The organism is Pseudomonas lini, from assembly GCF_030812475.1.
GTDB lineage: Bacteria > Pseudomonadota > Gammaproteobacteria > Pseudomonadales > Pseudomonadaceae > Aquipseudomonas > Aquipseudomonas lini_A.
In genome coordinates this window covers 41175-57691 of record NZ_JAUSSR010000004.1, presented here as the reverse complement: position 1 = coordinate 57691, position 16517 = coordinate 41175, and the positions used below count along the sequence as shown (strand labels likewise).

Here is a 16517-nt window from a genome sequence, read left to right as displayed (position 1 = left end):
ATCAACGCGTTGCCCTTTAGTCCATCGCGAGCAAGCTCGCTCCTACAGGTTCGCAGGTTCACGCTCCTACGGGTTCGCAGGTTCGCAGGTTCGCAGGTTCGCAGGTTCGCAGGTTCGCAGGTTCACAGGTTCACAGGTTCACAGGTTCACAGGCATCAGGCATCAGGCCTGGGCTTGTTCCTTGAACCGCTGCCGGAATTTGTGCAGCAACGGTTCTGTGTAGCCATTGGGCTGCGCGACGCCTTCGAACACCAGTGCACACGCCGCCTGGAACGCCACCGACTGGTCGAAGTCAGGCGCCATCGGTGTGTACAGGAGATCGCCGGTGTTCTGTTCGTCGACGACCCGCGCCATGCGCTGCAGTATCTCGACCGTCTGGTCCCGGGTGATTACGCCGTGCAGCAGCCAGTTGGCCATGTGCTGGCTGGAAATGCGCAGGGTCGCGCGGTCTTCCATCAGGCCCACGTTGTGGATGTCGGGCACCTTGGAGCAGCCGATGCCTTGTTCGACCCAGCGCACCACGTACCCCAGCAAGCCTTGTGCATTGTTTTCGACTTCCTGGCGAATCTCCTCCGCCGACCATGCTGGATCGGTCACCACTGGCACGCTGAGCAAGCCTTCCAGCAACGACTGGCTGACGCCATTGAAATCCGTGCGTTCAAGCTCCACCTGCACGCTGCGCACCTTGACCTGGTGGTAATGCAGAGCATGCAAGGTCGCGGCGGTCGGCGAGGGCACCCAGGCCGTATTGGCGCCGGCTTTCGGGTGAGCGACTTTCTGTTTCAGCATGTCGGCCATCCGGTCTGGCATGGCCCACATGCCTTTGCCGATCTGGGCCCGGCCGCGCAGGTTGCAGGCCAGGCCAACCAGCACGTTGTTCAGCTCATAGGACTCGATCCACGGCGTGTTTTTCATGTCGCCCTTGCGCAGCATCGCGCCGGCTTGCATGGCCGTGTGCATCTCGTCACCGGTGCGATCGAGGAAGCCGGTGTTGATGAAGGCGACCCGTGAGGACGCGGCGGCAATGCAGGCCTTGAGGTTGACGCTGGTGCGGCGCTCCTCGTCCATGATGCCCATTTTCAGGGTGTGGCGTTCGAGCTGCAGCAGGTCTTCGATGCGACTGAACAATTGCTCGGCGAAGGCCACTTCGGCGGGGCCGTGCATTTTCGGTTTGACAATGTAGACGCTGCCGGTGCGGGAGTTGCCGCGACGTTGCAGGTCATGCAGGGCGATCAGGCTGGTGATCACGCCGTCGAGAATCCCTTCCGGAATGTCCAGCCCGCCCTGGTCAACAACGGCCGGGTTGGTCATCAGGTGCCCGACGTTGCGGATGAACAGCAGCGAGCGTCCGTGCAGCGTCAATGCCGTGCCATCGGCGGCGGTGTACTCGCGGTCCGGATTCAGCCGGCGGGTGATGGTCTTGCCGTTTTTCTCCAGGTCCTCTTTCAGGTCGCCCTTCATCAGGCCCAGCCAGTTACGGTACACCTGCACCTTGTCGTCGGCGTCGACAGCTGCCACCGAGTCTTCACAATCGATGATGGTCGAGAGCGCCGCCTCCAGCAGCAGGTCCTTGACCCCGGCAGCATCGGCCTGACCGATGACGCTCTGCCGGTCGATCTGGATCTCCACGTGCAGGTCATTATTCTTCAGCAGGATGGCCACCGGGTCGGCCGGCGAGCCCTGGAAACCGATGTACTGCGCGGCATCGGCCAAGCCAGTCTGGCTGCCATCGTTCAAGGTGGTCTGCAGCGTGCCGTCTTCGATCCGGTAACGGGTCACCGCTGCATGGGAGCCGCTGCTCAAGGGGAAAGCCTGGTCGAGAAACGTCCGGGCAAACGCGATGACTTTCGAGCCGCGCACGGGGTTGTAGGTGCGGCCTGGTTCAGCGCCGTCGTCAGGGGGAATCACGTCGGTGCCGTAGAGTGCGTCGTACAGCGATCCCCAGCGCGCGTTGGCGGCATTGAGTGCATAGCGCGCATTGACGGCCGGGACCACCAGTTGCGGTCCGGCCTGCAGGCTGATCTCTGTATCGACGTTGGCGGTGCTGACCTTGACCTCAGCCGGTGCAGCTTGCAGGTACCCGATGTCACTGAGAAAGGCGCGATAAGCCGCCATGTCGCTCACCGGTCCCGGGTGGGCGCGGTGCCAGCTGTCCAGCTCGGCTTGCAGGCGATCCCGTTCCGCCAGCAGCGCGCGGTTTTGCGGCGCCAGTTCATGCACCAGATCGGCGAACCCTCTCCAGAACGTTTGCGGGGCCAGACCGGTGCCCGGCAGCACTTCCACCTCAACGAAACGTTGCAGGACGGGCGCGACCTTGAGGCCTTGGCAGTTCACGAAATCGGTCACTTTTGCATCTCCATCACACAGTATTCATTCAGCGCGAGCAGCGCCCTGTTCATTTCAGGCTTTGCGCACCGGCCTTGGCCACTTGTGCGTCCTGCTCGGCCTTGACCCCGGACACCCCGACGGCACCGATGACCTGGCCGTCGACGATGATTGGCACGCCGCCTTCCAGGGAGGTCAGCAGGGGCGCTGACAAGAAGGCGTGGCGTCCACCGTTGACCATCTCTTCGTAGCCTTTGGACTCGCGCCGACCCAGGGCCGAGGTGCGAGCCTTTTCGGTGGCGATGTAGGCGCCGATCGGGGCGCAACCGTCGAGGCGTTCGAGGGCCAGCGGGTGACCGCCATCGTCGACGATCACGATGGTCACGGCCCACTGGTTGTTCTGGGCTTCGGTGCGGGCGGCAGCGAGGATCTGGCTGACTTCGGTCTGACTCAGTACGGCTTTGCTTTTCATGAAACTCTCCAGGGTGGGGTTAAGGCAGTGCGGCTTCGACCAGTTCGATCCAGTGCCTGACCGGGGTTCGGCCCGCACCATCGAGGTGCGACTGACAGCCGATATTGGCGGTGACGATGACGTTGGGGCGTCCGCTTTCCAGGGCATTGAGCTTGTTGTCGCGCAGTTGTCGGGACAGCACGGGTTGGGTCACAGAATAGGTGCCCGCCGAGCCGCAGCACAGGTGACTGTCAGGCACGGGCGTGAGGTTGAAGCCCAGGCGGGTCAGGATTGCCTCGACCGCGCCGCCGAGTTTCTGTGCGTGCTGCAAGGTGCAGGGGCAATGAAACGCCAGGCGCTGATCGCTGTGCACGCCGAGCTTTTCCAGCGGCTCGTCACGCAGTACTTCAACCAGGTCCTTGGCCAGGGCGCTGACTTTTTTCGCCTTCTCGGCATAGGCCGGGTCGGCGCGGAGCAGGTGCCCGTAGTCCTTGATGAAGGCGCCGCAACCGCTGGCGGTCTGGACGATGGCTTCGGCGCCGTTTTCAATGCTTGGCCACCAGGCGTCGATGTTGCGCCGGGCGCGATCGAGACCGGCGGCCTGGGCGTCGAGATGATAGTCCACGGCGCCGCAGCAGCCTGCCTCGCGGGTGGCTATGACACTGATCCCAAGTCGATCCAGGACTCGCGCGGTGGCCGCGTTGGTATTGGGCGACAGGCTCGGCTGCACGCAGCCTTCGAGCATCAGCACCTGCCGGGCGTGGCGGGTGACCGGGCGCGGTTTGGCGGGGTAGACGCGGCGCGGCAGTTTGGCCTGCAAGGCAGTGGGCAACAACGCGCGGAACACCTGGCCGCTGCTCACCAGTGCCTTGAACAGTCGCGGATTGGGCACGACACCGCGCAGTCCTTCGCGCAACAGGCGCTGGTCGACAGAGCGCGGCACGGCGGCATCGACCACCGCGCGACCGATGTCCAGCAGGTTGTGGTAGTCGACCCCGGAAGGGCAGGTGGTTTCACAGTTGCGGCAGGACAGGCAGCGATCCAGGTGCTGTTGGGTTTTCTGCGTGACTTCGTTGCCCTCCAGCACCTGTTTGATCAAATAAATACGACCGCGGGGACCATCCAGTTCATCGCCGAGCAACTGATAGGTCGGGCAGGTGGCGTTGCAGAAACCGCAGTGCACGCAGGTGCGCAGGATGCTTTCGGCTTCTTCGGCGCGGGGCAGTTGGCGGGCCTGTTCGCTCAAGGTGGTTTGCATGGGTCAAAGCTCCGCGTACAGGCGACCGGGGTTGAAGATGCCCCGGGGATCGAGTTGTTGCTTCAGGCTGCGGTGGTAGCGCATCAGTGCCTCCGGCAGCGGCTGGAACGGGCTGTCGATCAGACCGTGGCTGTAGCAGGTCACATGCCCGCCGACCTCTTCGACGATCGAGCGGATGAACGAGGCCTCGGCGTCGGATTTGAGCCAACGCTGCGCGCCGCCCCAATCGATCAGCTGCCGGCCCGGCAGGGACAGTCGGGGGGTGTTGTGCGGCACCGACAGACGCCACAGTGGCTGGTCTTCGTCGAAGAAGCTCAAGCGATGTTCGTTGAGATCCGCCCAATAAGCCGTATCCAGCACCTCGCCACCCAAGCGGTCATGGGCGGCCGCCACCGAGCCTTCGCCACCCTCGAGTCGCAGGTGCAGGCGCTGGCCGTCGTGACACGCGGCGCTGATCGGCAACGGTTGCTGGCCCCATTCCGCCAGGCGCAGCAGGGCGCGATCGCTGTCCATTTCCAGGCTGATGCTCAAGCACTGCCGCGGTTTGGGCAGGACCTTGAGCGAGACTTCGGTGATCACCCCCAGGGATCCGTAGCTGCCGGCCATCAGGCGTGACAGGTCGTAGCCGGCGACGTTCTTCATGACTTCGCCACCGAAGCGCAAATGCTTGCCGTGGCCGGTGATGACCCGGGTGCCGAGCACGAAGTCTCGCACCGAGCCTGACCAGGGACGGCGCGGCCCCGACAGCCCGCTGGCGATCATGCCGCCAACGGTGGCGTCGTCGCCGAATGACGGCGGTTCGCAGGGCAGCATCTGCTGCGCCGCGTCCAGCACTTGCGCGAGTTCAGCCAATGGCGTGCCGCAACGGACGGTGATCACCAGTTCGGTCGGGTCGTAGCTGACGATGCCCCGGTGCGAGCGCGTGTCGAGCACTTCGCCGGCAACGATGCGCCCCAGGAACGCCTTGCTGTTTGAACCCTGGATGCGCAACGGCGTGGCGTTTTGCAACGCCTGGTTGACTTGTTCCAACAGGGTGCCGCTGTCATCCATATCGTGTTCGCCTGGCATCAGAAACGCTCCAGTTCAGGGAAGGGCAGTTGCCCCATATGAACGTGCATGGCGCCAAACTCGGCGCAGCGGTGCAGCGTCGGTATGTTTTTGCCGGGGTTGAGCAACCCGCTCGGATCGAAGGCCGCCTTGACCGCGTGAAACAGGGTCAGCTCATCGCTGTTGAACTGTGCGCACATCTGATTGATTTTCTCGCGACCGACACCGTGCTCGCCGGTGATACTGCCACCGACCTTGACGCACAATTCGAGGATCTTGCCGCCCAGGGCTTCAGCCCGATCGAGTTCGCCCGGTTGATTGGCATCGAACAGAATCAGCGGGTGCATGTTGCCGTCACCGGCGTGAAAGACGTTGGCCACCCGCAGGTCGTACTCGGCCGACAACGCGGCAATGGCCTGCAGCACGCCGGGCAGTTCGCGACGCGGGATGGTGCCGTCCATGCAGTAATAATCCGGAGAGAGACGACCCACCGCCGGGAAGGCATTCTTGCGTCCGGCCCAGAAGCGCACCCGTTCGGCTTCATCCTTGGCCAGGCGCACTTCGGTGGCGCCGGCCTGTTCCAGTACCTGGCGCACGCGGTCGCAGTCGTCATGGACGTCGGCTTCGACGCCATCGAGTTCGCACAGCAGAATGGCTTCGGCATCCACCGGATAGCCGGCGTGGATGAAGTCTTCGGCAGCGCGTATGGCCAGGTTGTCCATCATTTCCAGGCCGCCGGGGATGATGCCGGCGGCAATGATGTCGCCCACGGCGCGCCCGGCTTTTTCAACGGAATCGAACGCTGCCAGCAGCACCTTGGCGGTCTGAGGTTTGGGCAGCAGCTTGACCGTAACCTCGGTGATGACCCCGAGCATGCCTTCGGAGCCGGTGAACAGCGCCAGCAGATCGAACCCCGGCGAGTCGAGGGCGTTCGAGCCCAGGCTCAGGTGTTCGCCATCGACTGTGAGGATGTCGACCTTGAGCAGGTTGTGCACGGTCAGCCCGTACTTCAGGCAATGCACGCCACCGGCGTTTTCCGCGACGTTGCCGCCGATGGAACAGGCGATCTGCGAGGACGGGTCCGGCGCGTAGTACAGGCCGAACGGTGCCGCTGCCTGGGAAATCGCCAGGTTGCGCACCCCCGGCTGGACCCGAGCGGTGCGCGCGGCAGGGTCGATGTGCAGGATGTTGTTGAAGCGCGCCATCACCAGCAGCACGCCTTTTTCCAGGGGCAACGCACCGCCGGACAAACCGGTGCCGGCGCCGCGGGCGACCACCGGCACCTGCAGTTCATGGCAGACACGCAGCACACCTTGCACCTCGTCGAGGTGGCGGGGCAGCACCACCAGCATCGGTGTGGTGCGATAGGCGGAGAGTCCGTCGCATTCGTACGGCTTGAGTTCTTCGCGCTGATGCAGGATTTCCAGATCCGGCAAGCGCGTTTGCAGCGCCTGGATCAGTGCGGTTCTGTCGACATCAGGCAAGACACCGTCGACGCGTTCATCGTAGAGGATGTTCATAGGCGGTTCACGGCACTCGGTTGTTTTTATTAGAGCCTTGTTCGGGCATAACGCTCACTTGCATCATTGGCCGGAGACGGTCTACTGTCTATGCGTTGTTTGACTGGTCGAACCAGTTTTTTATTCGATATTTCCAGCTATGTCGGAAAAATGCTCTATAAAACATTAGCTTGTAAGCGTGTCTGCAGCGGTGTGATTAAGCTGACGCAGCTGGTCATACCAGTTGGAGGGTTAATGGAAAGCGTAGAAACGAGTCGTAATCCGCAAGTTGCGGACGTGGTATGCGAGCGCATCGAACGGTTGATCGTCGATGGGGTGCTCAAGACCGGGCAGCTGTTGCCTTCGGAGCGGCGCCTGACGGAAAAGCTCGGCGTCTCGCGCACGGCACTGCGCGAAGGGCTGAAGCTGTTGCGCGCCCGCGGCATTATCCGCACCGAGCAGGGCAAGGGCTCTTTCGTCGCCGATCTTTCCGGTCACGGTGGCGTATCGCCGCTGATGCACCTGTTCGGCTCGCAGCCCCGCACCCTTTATGACCTGTTCGAAGTGCGCAGCCTGCTCGAGGGCGAATCCGCGCGCCTGGCCGCCTTGCGTGGAACCGACGCCGATTTTGTCCTGATCACCCGCGCTTACGAGGCATTGATCGATGCCCACAACCATCCGCTGCAAGCGTGCGACCATGCCCGGCTCGATCATGCGTTTCACCTGGCCATCTGCGAGGCCTCGCACAATCCGGTGCTGGTGCAGACTTTGCGCTCGCTGACCGACTTGCTGCTCAACACCGTCTTTGCCTCGGTCAACAACCTCTACCACCGCGAACCGCAAAAACGCCAGATCGACCGCCACCATGCGCGACTCTACAACGCGGTGACCGGACGCATGCCGGAGCAGGCGCGCAAGGCGGCCATCGCGCATATCCAGAGCCTGTGCGACAACCTCAAGGAAATCGAAGGCGAAGAGCAACGGCTGGTCCGGGCCACGCTGCGGCTGGAGGGGTGGACCTGATGCAGCACCTGGACCACTTGTCCCTGCACCTGTTCATCCTGGTCTGCGACGAAGGCACCATTGCCCGGGCCAGTGAGCGGGCCTTCCTCGCACCTTCGGCGGTCAGCAAGCGCATCTCCGACATCGAGGCGCGCTTCGGCACGCCGCTGCTCAAGCGCAGCAAGCGCGGGGTCGAACCGACGCCGGCGGGGCTGGCGTTGCTGCGGCATGCGCGGTCACTGACCCTGGCGATGGAACGGCTCGACAGCGAGCTCGGCGAATATGCCGAAGGGGCTCGCGGGCATGTGCGGGTCTTGGCCAATGTATCGTCGATCATGGAGTTCCTGCCGGAAGAACTCTCCGCTTTCATGCTGGACAACCCGCGCATCCAGGCCGACATCGAAGAGCGTTTCAGCCCCGACGTCGTGCGTGGGGTGGCCGAGGGCAATGCCGACCTGGGCATCTGCCGGCGTTCGATGGCCGTGGGTGACCTGGAGTTTGTGCCTTACCGTCAGGATCACCTCGCGGTCGTGGTCAGTGCGAGTCATCCCTTGGCGGATCGCAGCAGCATTGCCTTCGAAGAGACACTGGACTTTGATCATCTGGGCTTGTCGGCCTTCGCCACCCTCAATACCTTCATGCGCGAAGACGCCTCAAGGCATGGCCGAGAGTTGCGCTTCCGCTCCTATGTGTCCTCATTCGATGCGACGTTCCGCCTGGTGCAGTTTGGCCTGGGACTGGCGGTGTTCCCGCTGGAAGCGGTGGCGCGCTACGCGCAACTGTTCGATCTGCGCATCGTCCCCCTGACCGACGACTGGGCGCTGGGCGAGTTTGTGATCTGCGTGCGCGATCGTGAGGCCTTGTCGCTGTCGGCGCGCCGATTGCTGGACCATCTGCTGCTGCGTGCACCGCCGCGCCAATCGACGGTCTGATCCATCCATCGCGGTTGACGATGGATCAGGCCGTGAATCACGTCTTTTCGGCACCGCGCTGTCTCTCTAGTCTGGGCCAAAGCTTCAGCCTGTGAGAGAACTTCATGACAACAATAACGATCAACGAAGTCGGTATGCGCGATGGTTTGCAGAGCCTGCAAGCCATCATGCCAACCATCGCCAAGCGCCAATGGATCGATGCAGCGTACGCCGCTGGCGTTCGCCATATGGAGGTCGCGTCCTTCGTGCCTGCCAGACTGCTGCCGCAAATGGCCGATGCCAGGGAAGTGGTGGCCCATGCCCTGAGTTACCCCGACCTGGTGGTCTCGGTCCTGGCGCCGAACCTGCGCGGTTGCCGCGACGCGCTTGAATCCGGCGCCCATCGCATCATCGCACCGGTCTCGGTCAGCGCCGCCCATAGCCTGGCCAATGTGCGGCGCACGCCACTGGAAATGGTCGAGGAGCTGGCGCGGATGTGCCGGTTGCGGACCGAGACGGGCTTGCACAACGTCCAGATAATTGCCGGGATGTCGGTCGCCTTTGGCTGTACCCGCCAGGGCGATGTGCCGCTGAGCGACCTCTGCGAATTGACCGGCCACGTGCTCGAAGCCGGTTGCGATCTGGTGTCCCTCGGCGACACCACCGGCTACGCCAATCCCGGCCAGGTGGCGACGACCTTGCAGGCGATTCGCGCCATTGCCGGGGACAAGCTCAGGGCCGCGCATTTCCACGATACCCGCGGCCTGGCGCTCGCCAACAGCCTGGTGGCGGTGCAGCAGGGCATCACCGAACTCGATTCGTCCCTGGCCGGGCTGGGCGGCTGCCCGTTCGCCCCGGGTGCGTCCGGCAACACCGTGACCGAAGACCTGGTGTTCATGCTGCAAAGCATGGGCTACGACACCGGCATCGATCTGGCGGCCCTGATCGCCTCACGGCAGGTGCTGCGCGACGCCTTGCCCGACGAAGCCCTTTACGGCTGCATCGCCCGCGCCGGCCTGCCGCTCAATTACACCCCAGCCGCCAGCCGCGCCTGAACCTGCGACGAGGAAAACAATAATGTCCAGACTTCCATTGGACGGCATTCGTGTCGTCGAAATCTCACATATGGTGATGGGACCGACCTGCGGGATGATCCTCGGTGACCTCGGCGCCGAAGTGATCAAGATCGAGCCGACCCGCGGCGATGGTACCCGGCGTCTGCTCGGTGCCGGTGCCGGGTTCTTTCGCACCTTCAACCGCAACAAGCAGTGCATCGCCATCGACGTCAACACCGCGCAAGGACGCGATGCCGTACTGGAACTGATCGACACCGCCGACGTGTTCATCGAGAACTTCAAACCCGGGCGCATGCAGGAGCTGGGCTTCGGCTACGAGGCGATTCATCAACGCAACCCGCGCCTGATCTATGCCTCGCACAAAGGCTTTCTCAACGGTCCATATGACAATCGCCTGGCCCTGGATGAAGTGGTGCAGATGATGGCCGGCCTGGCCTACATGACCGGCCCCGTCGGCCGGCCGTTGCGCGCCGGCAGCTCGGTGAACGACATCATGGGCGGCATGTTCGGTGCCATCGGCGTGCTGGCCGCGCTCAACGACCGCCACGTCACCGGCGTAGGCCGCGAGGTGCAGAGCGCGCTCTACGAGAATTGCGTGTTGCTCGCCGCCCAGCACATGCAGCAGTACGTCGTGACCGGCCAGGCTGCAGCGCCGATGCCGAACCGCATCAGCGCCTGGGCGATCTACGACGTGTTCGAGTTCGCCGGCGGTGAGCAGATGTTCGTCGCCGCCACCGGCGAAGGGCAGTGGAATGCCTTGTGCCAATTGCTGGGCCAGACCGCGCTGCTCGACGACCAGACCCTGGCCACCAACAATGATCGGGTGTTGCAACGGCCACGGCTGCTGGCGCATCTGGCCGAAGTATTCGCGACCATGGACGCCCAGGCCCTGGCAATGCAGCTCGAAGCCCACAGCATTCCTTTCGCGCCGATCCGTCGCCCGGAAGAACTGTTCGAAGATCCGCACCTGCTGCATAGCGGTGGCCTGGCCGATCTCGAACTCGAAGACGGTTCCTTCACCGCCATGCCGCTGCTGCCGTTGTCCCTGGATGGCGAGCGTCTGCAACCGCGCCGGTCGATTCCACGCATCGGCGAGCATACCCACAAGGTGATGCGCGAACTGGGCTACAGCGACGAGCACATCGCCGAACTGTGTGCCGCCGGCGTGCTGAAAACCGATGTTCAGGCCTGAGGAGACGCTGCCATGGCTATCTATCGATACGACACGCTTATCCCTGTCATCCATGCCGAAACCTTCGTCGCCGAAGACGCGACGGTCATCGGCAATGTCACGCTCGAGCAAGGCGTCAGCGTCTGGCCCCAGGCCGTGCTGCGCGGTGACAACGAGCCGATTCGCATCGGCCAGTACAGCAATGTCCAGGAGGGCGCGGTGCTGCATGCCGATCCCGGTTTTGCGTTGACCGTGGGCGAGGGCGTCACCATCGGCCATCAGGCCATGCTGCATGGCTGCACCATTGGCGACGGTGCGCTGATCGGGATTCAGGCGGTGGTGCTCAATGGCGCGGTGATCGGCAAGAACTGCCTGGTCGGTGCCGGCGCGATCGTCACCGAAGGCAAGGTGTTCCCGGACAACTCGCTGATTCTGGGGGCGCCGGCCAAAGTGGTGCGAGAGCTGACGCCTGAAGCCATCGCCGGCATGCTTGGCAATGCCCGGGACTATGTGAGCAAGGGTCAGGCCTACAAGGAAAAATTGGTTCGCATCAACTAACCCCGTTGAGCAACGTCCTGCAGGATTTTGCTTCTCTCCAATAATTACAAAAACGGAGAAACACCATGGTTGCCATGACTGGCGAAATGGCGCTTGCGCGCAACGAAGAAACGATCAACGAGTTGCTGCTGTATCGGCGCGTGGCCTGGCGCATCATGCCGCTGGCCATCATCTGCTTTCTGTTTTCCTATTTTGACCGGATCAACATCAGCTTCGCCAAAGTCCAGATGCAACAGGAACTGGGCTTGTCCGACGCGGCCTATGGCCTGGCGGCGAGCATGTTTTTCATTGGCTATGTGCTGTTCGAAGTGCCCAGCAGCCTGGGCCTGAAACGCTACGGTGCGCCAGCCTGGATCTGCCGGATCATGATCTCCTGGGGCCTGGCAACCGCGGCCCTGATGTTCGCCTACACCCAATACACCCTGTACTTCCTGCGCTTTCTGATCGGCGTCATGGAGGCCGGCTTCGGCCCGGCGATCCTGTTCTACCTGGCGTGCTGGTTCCCGAAAAAGCATCTGGCAAAGATGAACGGGCTGTGGTTCCTGTCGGTACCGCTGGCCGGTGCCTTGGGTGGGCCGGCTGCGGGGGTCCTGTTGGGAACGATGGATGGCGTGCTCGGCCTGGCGGGATGGCACTGGCTGTTCCTGATGTCGGGGTTGCCCTGTGTGCTGCTGGGTCTGTTGGTGCTGTGGAAGCTGGACCGGGACATCGAGTCGGCCAAGTGGCTGAGCCGGGGCGAGAAAGACCTGTTGGCGGCTAACCTCGAATACGACCGGGCCAAGGCCAAACCGGTGCATGCCTCGCTGTGGCGCGTATTGCTGACCCGGGAAGTGGCGATCATGGCGCTGATCTACTTCGTGATCAAAATGGCCTCCTACGGCATCAATTTCTGGATGCCGCACCTGATCAAATCGTCCGGGGTGCAAAGCGTATTCTGGGTCGGCATGCTGTCATCGCTGCCCTACATCGTGGCGTGCATCGGCATGATCTGGCTGACCCGCCTCTCGGACCGCACCGGCGAGCGCAAGAAGTACCTGGTGATGTGCCTGTTGCTGGCGGCGGTGGGGTACTTGCTGGCCTGCCTGTTCTCCGATTCGTCCTGGGCGATGATGGCGGCGCTGGTGCTGGCCACGGCGGGCACCTTTATCGCGATCCCGATCTTCTGGACCATTCCGCAATCGACCTTCTCCGGGTTGGCGATTGCCAGCGGCACGGCGGCGATCAACTCCATCGGCCAGCTCAGTGGCATGGTCGCGCCGGTGATGGTCGGCAAGATCAACGATGTCTCCGGCACCAGTTACATGGGCATGCTCTCCATCGCGCCGATGATTCTGCTCGCGTGCATTGTGGTCGTGTGCTTCGTCAAGAATCCGAAGGCCTGACCCGGCTGTTGAAACAATCTCGCTCCTGATAACAACAATAAAACAGGCACAAACATGACTCCATTCGTTATGCAGCGAGCATCGTTGATGCTCGCGACGGTTTGCTGCGCCTTTCATTCAGCGGCCCAGGCCGGTTTTGTCGACGATGGCAAAGGCAGTCTGGAGCTGCGTAACTTCTACTTCGATCGTGATTTTCACGGTGACTCGGCCACCCAGTCCCGGCGCGGCGAGTGGGCGCAGGGCTTCATGCTGAAGTTGCAATCGGGGTTTACGCCCGGCCCGCTGGGCTTCGGTCTGGATGCCGTGGGCATGCTCGGGATCAAGCTCGACTCCAGCCCGGATCGCTCCGGCAGCGGGTTGTTGCCACGGGGGTCGGACAGGCGCGCCGTCGACGATTATTCCAAGGCCGTCGGGACATTCAAGGCCAGGTTTTCCCAGACCGAGGTGCGAGTGGGCGGCCTCAGTCCGCAGCTGCCGCTATTGGCTGCCAACAACAGCCGGCTGTTCCCGCAGTGGTTCAATGGCGCCCAGTTGGTGAGCAAGGACCTGGACAGGTTCACCTTCACCGCGCTGGAGGTGGATTCGACCAAGCTACGGGATTCCACCGATTTCGAAGACCTGACGGCGATGGCGCAGCAGGGGGCTTATCCGGCCAGTGTCACCGGTGACCGTTTGTACTATGCCGGTGTTGACTACCAACCGCTGAAGAACCTGACGCTGAGCTTGCACACCAGTCAGCTCGAAGAGCTGTTTCGCCGTGACTTCGCGGGGTTCAAGTACAAGATCGGGCTGGGGCCGGGAGATGTGTTCACCGAGTGGCGCTATTTTGCCGCCCGTGAAACCGGGCGCGAGTTGTTGGGCAAGGTCGATAACCGGACCTTGAGCACCCACTTCGGTTATGCGATCAAGGGCCATACCTTCAGCGGCGGCTACCAGAAAGCCCGTGGCAACACCGCTTACGCCTACGTGGGCGGTACCGACACTTATCTGTTCAGCGAGCAACAGGTCAGCACCTTCGCACTGGCCAATGAACGGGCCTGGATGATGCGCTATGACTATGATTTCGCAGCGCTCGGGGTTCCCGGGCTGACTTTCAATCTGCGGTATGTGAAGGGGGACCAGGTGGATCCCTCGGCTATCAGCAGCGTCAAGGCCGGGAGGTTACGGGCATCGGGTGGGGAGGGGCAGGAGTGGGAGCGGACCACGGACCTGAGCTACGTCGTCCAGTCCGGGGCGTTGAAGAATGTATCGCTGCGCTGGCGTAACGCGACGATGCGCTCGAACTTTGCAGATGCGGCGGATGAGAATCGGGTGATTGTTGGGTACATCATCAGCTTCTAGGCTTTATCGATGGATCGAAGGTTTTGTATTGGACACAATCCCGATTTCACGGATGTACCCGGCCCCATGTAGGAGCTGGCTTGCCAGCGAAGGGGCCGTCACATTCAACATCATTGGTGCCTGTCACACCCCCTTCGCTGGCAAGCCAGCTCCTACATGGGGCCGGGTACTCCCTTCGTTTTTCACCCTCCACCCTACCCAGGCTTCCAACCCGGGCAGGGTCTGCAGGTTTCGCATCAATCACTTCCCACCCACCACCATACTGCTGAACGGCTCGACATACGCCTGCAACGTCACCAGGCCACCGACCAGAATGGCCAGGATGATCGAATGGAAGAACACATAACGCAGGATCTCCCCTTCATGGCCATACCAGCGCGTAGCGGTGGAAGCCACCACGATCGACTGCGCATCGACCATCTTGCCCATCACCCCGCCGGAACTGTTGGCCGCCGCCATCAATACCGGGCTGAGCCCCAGTTGCTCGGCGGTCACCCGTTGCAAGCCGCCAAACAGCACGTTGGAAGCCGTATCCGAACCGGTCAAGGCCACCCCGAGCCAGCCGAGCAAAGTGCCGAACATGGGATAGAAAATACCCGTCGCGGCAAAGGCCAGGCCCATGGTCGCATCCAGCCCCGAGTAACGCGTAAGGAAGCCGAGGGCGAGCATCGCCACGATGGTGATCAGTGAGTAACGCACCAGCCAGATGGTTCGCAGGTAATGGTGAATCAGTTGCGGGATGGAATATCCCATCAACAATCCGCCGAGGATCGCCGACAGCAGGATGCCGCTGCCGGTGGCGGTAAACCAGTTGAACTTGTAGATCGCCTCTTCGGTTTTCGGCACAGGCACCACCGGCGGCACCTTCTCGATCTGCTGGTGAATGGTGGTAAAGGTCAAGGTCGGGGCGAAAATCGGGTTGGCCTCACGCATCGGCTTGCCTTGCGGATCGAGTTTGGCCGAATGGGTGACCGGATCGATCGCCGCACGGGTATCGAACATGTTCTTGAAACTCTGGGTCCCCCAAGCGAAGACGAACACCGTCAGGACGATCCATGGCATCCAGGCACGCATCACGGCGGATCGGTTTTCGCTGTTGAAGTTGGCGGTGGATGTGGGTTGTACGTCGTGCTCCTCGTCGATTTTGGAGTTGTCCACTCGGCCTGACAACGCGGCGGAGGTATGGATGGTGGCCGGTTTCCAGACCTTGATGAAGCCGGTCAGGCAGGCCATGGAAATCAACGCGGCGATCACGTCCACCAGCATCGGCCCGTGGTAGTTGGACACCAGGAACTGCGGCACCGCGAAACTGACCCCGGCCACCAGGATCGCCGGCCAGATTTCCAGCATCTTGCGCCAGCCGGCAAAGGCCCAGATCAGCCAGAACGGCACGATCACAGAGAAAAACGGCAGTTGCCGACCGACCATCATCGACAGCTCCATTTCATCCAGCCCGGTAACTTTGGCCAGGGTGATGATCGGTGTGCCCAGGGCGCCGAACGCCACCGGCGCGGTGTTGGCGATCAATGCCAGGCCCGACGCCGCCAGCGGCGAGAAGCCCAGGCCGATCAGGATGGCCCCGGTCACCGCCACCGGCGTGCCGAACCCGGCGGCCCCTTCGAAGAATGCGCCGAAGCAGAAGGCAATCAGCAGCAACTGCAGCCGCCGATCGTCGGTGATGCGGGCCAACGAGTCCTGCAGCACCTTGAACGAGCCGTTCTCGGTCGTCAGCCGGTGCAGGAAAATGATGTTGAGCACGATCCAGCCGATCGGCAGCAAACCGTTGGCGGCGCCGTACAGCGCGGCGGAACCGGCCATGTTCGCCGGCATGCCAAAGGCGAAGATGGCAATGATCAGGGCCGAACCCAGCGCCATGAGTGCCGCCAGGTGCGCCTTGACATGGAAAAACGCCAGGGCTGCCAGCATCACCACCACCGGCACTGCCGCCATGATGGTTGAAAACACCGGGCTATTGAACGGATCGTAGATTTGCTGCCAGACCATGGTCCACCTCTGCTTTTTATTGTTGGGCATGCAGACCCCGAAGGGGCGGTGGCTTGTAGTATAGGTGGCATTACGCCGCTGTCCTGGCCGTCCTGCGAGCGGGCTGTACTGAGCTAAGATGGCCAATAGGTGAATGCGCTACTCGCACGTCAACGGGAGGAATGCAGCAATGACTGAACGCCATATACAGCACAAGGAAACGCTTTCCAACGGATGCAAGATCGAGGTTAGAGCCGAGATTCTGAAGGACGGATCCTTGGGGATGTTTATCGGTGTTTACCGGCCTGACGGTACGGTCATCGATGAAAATCATGACCCGAAACCGCACATGCTGGATATGGAAGCCGCGATGGACTGGGGCATCGATATCGCCAAGGGCATCGGGAACAGCCAGAGAACCCTGTGACGTGCGCGGGCCCCTTGTAGGAGCCGGCTTGCCGGCGAAGGCGGCCTCGAGCCTTGCAGTGCCTATGAAAACGCCTTCGCCGGCAA

General features: G+C 62.4%; 14 protein-coding genes. 8 read left to right on the top strand and 6 right to left on the bottom strand.

Going from position 1 to position 16517, the window contains the following annotated elements:
* Positions 1 to 162: 162 nt before the first annotated feature.
* Genes J2W17_RS09045 through glcD form a run of 5 tightly spaced genes read right to left on the bottom strand, consistent with a single transcriptional unit; the run spans position 163 to position 6601 of the window.
* Positions 163 to 2346, bottom strand: a complete 2184-nt coding sequence (locus J2W17_RS09045; protein ID WP_307332579.1) for a malate synthase G — start codon at positions 2344 to 2346, stop codon at positions 163 to 165.
* Between the two features lie 49 nt (positions 2347 to 2395).
* Positions 2396 to 2797, bottom strand: coding sequence for a heme-binding protein (locus tag J2W17_RS09040; protein WP_150797656.1), 402 nt, complete (start codon positions 2795 to 2797; stop codon positions 2396 to 2398).
* Positions 2798 to 2816: 19 nt separating this feature from the next.
* Entirely contained in the window at positions 2817 to 4034 is a 1218-nt protein-coding gene (glcF, locus tag J2W17_RS09035) for a glycolate oxidase subunit GlcF (RefSeq protein ID WP_307332574.1), read from the bottom strand.
* 3 nt (positions 4035 to 4037) lie between these two features.
* Positions 4038 to 5102, bottom strand: coding sequence for a glycolate oxidase subunit GlcE (gene glcE, locus J2W17_RS09030; RefSeq protein WP_307332570.1), 1065 nt, complete (start codon positions 5100 to 5102; stop codon positions 4038 to 4040).
* Positions 5102 to 6601: a glycolate oxidase subunit GlcD gene (gene glcD / locus J2W17_RS09025; RefSeq protein WP_307332567.1), complete on the bottom strand. Its 1500-nt coding sequence runs from the start codon at positions 6599 to 6601 to the stop codon at positions 5102 to 5104. The genes glcE and glcD overlap by 1 nt, the downstream gene beginning before the upstream one ends.
* A 234-nt stretch (positions 6602 to 6835) precedes the next feature.
* On the opposite strand from glcD, the gene glcC reads away from it, so the two are divergent.
* From glcC to J2W17_RS08990, 7 genes are all read left to right on the top strand, one after another.
* Positions 6836 to 7603: a transcriptional regulator GlcC gene (gene glcC, locus J2W17_RS09020; protein WP_307332563.1), complete on the top strand. Its 768-nt coding sequence runs from the start codon at positions 6836 to 6838 to the stop codon at positions 7601 to 7603.
* On the top strand, positions 7603 to 8514 hold the full coding sequence (locus tag J2W17_RS09015) for a LysR family transcriptional regulator (protein ID WP_307332559.1): 912 nt from the start codon (positions 7603 to 7605) through the stop codon (positions 8512 to 8514). The genes glcC and J2W17_RS09015 overlap by 1 nt, the downstream gene beginning before the upstream one ends.
* Positions 8515 to 8618: 104 nt before the next feature.
* Entirely contained in the window at positions 8619 to 9548 is a 930-nt protein-coding gene (locus tag J2W17_RS09010; RefSeq protein WP_307332556.1) for a hydroxymethylglutaryl-CoA lyase, read from the top strand.
* A gap of 22 nt (positions 9549 to 9570) precedes the next feature.
* Positions 9571 to 10761 (top strand): CaiB/BaiF CoA transferase family protein, encoded by a 1191-nt coding sequence (locus J2W17_RS09005; RefSeq protein ID WP_307332554.1) that lies wholly within the window; start codon positions 9571 to 9573, stop codon positions 10759 to 10761.
* 12 nt (positions 10762 to 10773) lie between these two features.
* Positions 10774 to 11298, top strand: coding sequence for a gamma carbonic anhydrase family protein (locus tag J2W17_RS09000; RefSeq protein WP_307332552.1), 525 nt, complete (start codon positions 10774 to 10776; stop codon positions 11296 to 11298).
* Between the two features lie 65 nt (positions 11299 to 11363).
* Positions 11364 to 12680 carry an MFS transporter gene (locus tag J2W17_RS08995; RefSeq protein WP_307332550.1) on the top strand — a complete coding sequence of 439 codons (1317 nt, stop codon included), beginning with the start codon at positions 11364 to 11366 and terminating at the stop codon, positions 12678 to 12680.
* Positions 12681 to 12734: 54 nt separating this feature from the next.
* A complete protein-coding gene (locus tag J2W17_RS08990) occupies positions 12735 to 14021 on the top strand; it encodes an OprD family porin (RefSeq protein ID WP_307332547.1) in 1287 nt (428 codons plus the stop codon).
* Positions 14022 to 14261: 240 nt separating this feature from the next.
* Here J2W17_RS08990 and J2W17_RS08985 read toward each other — a convergent pair whose 3' ends face one another.
* The gene (locus J2W17_RS08985; protein ID WP_307333327.1) at positions 14262 to 16025 is read right to left on the bottom strand and encodes an L-lactate permease; all 1764 of its coding nucleotides are present in this window, start codon (positions 16023 to 16025) and stop codon (positions 14262 to 14264) included.
* Between the two features lie 169 nt (positions 16026 to 16194).
* Between J2W17_RS08985 and J2W17_RS08980 the strand changes: the two genes are divergently transcribed.
* Positions 16195 to 16431, top strand: coding sequence for a hypothetical protein (locus J2W17_RS08980; protein ID WP_307332544.1), 237 nt, complete (start codon positions 16195 to 16197; stop codon positions 16429 to 16431).
* Positions 16432 to 16517 lie beyond the last annotated feature (86 nt).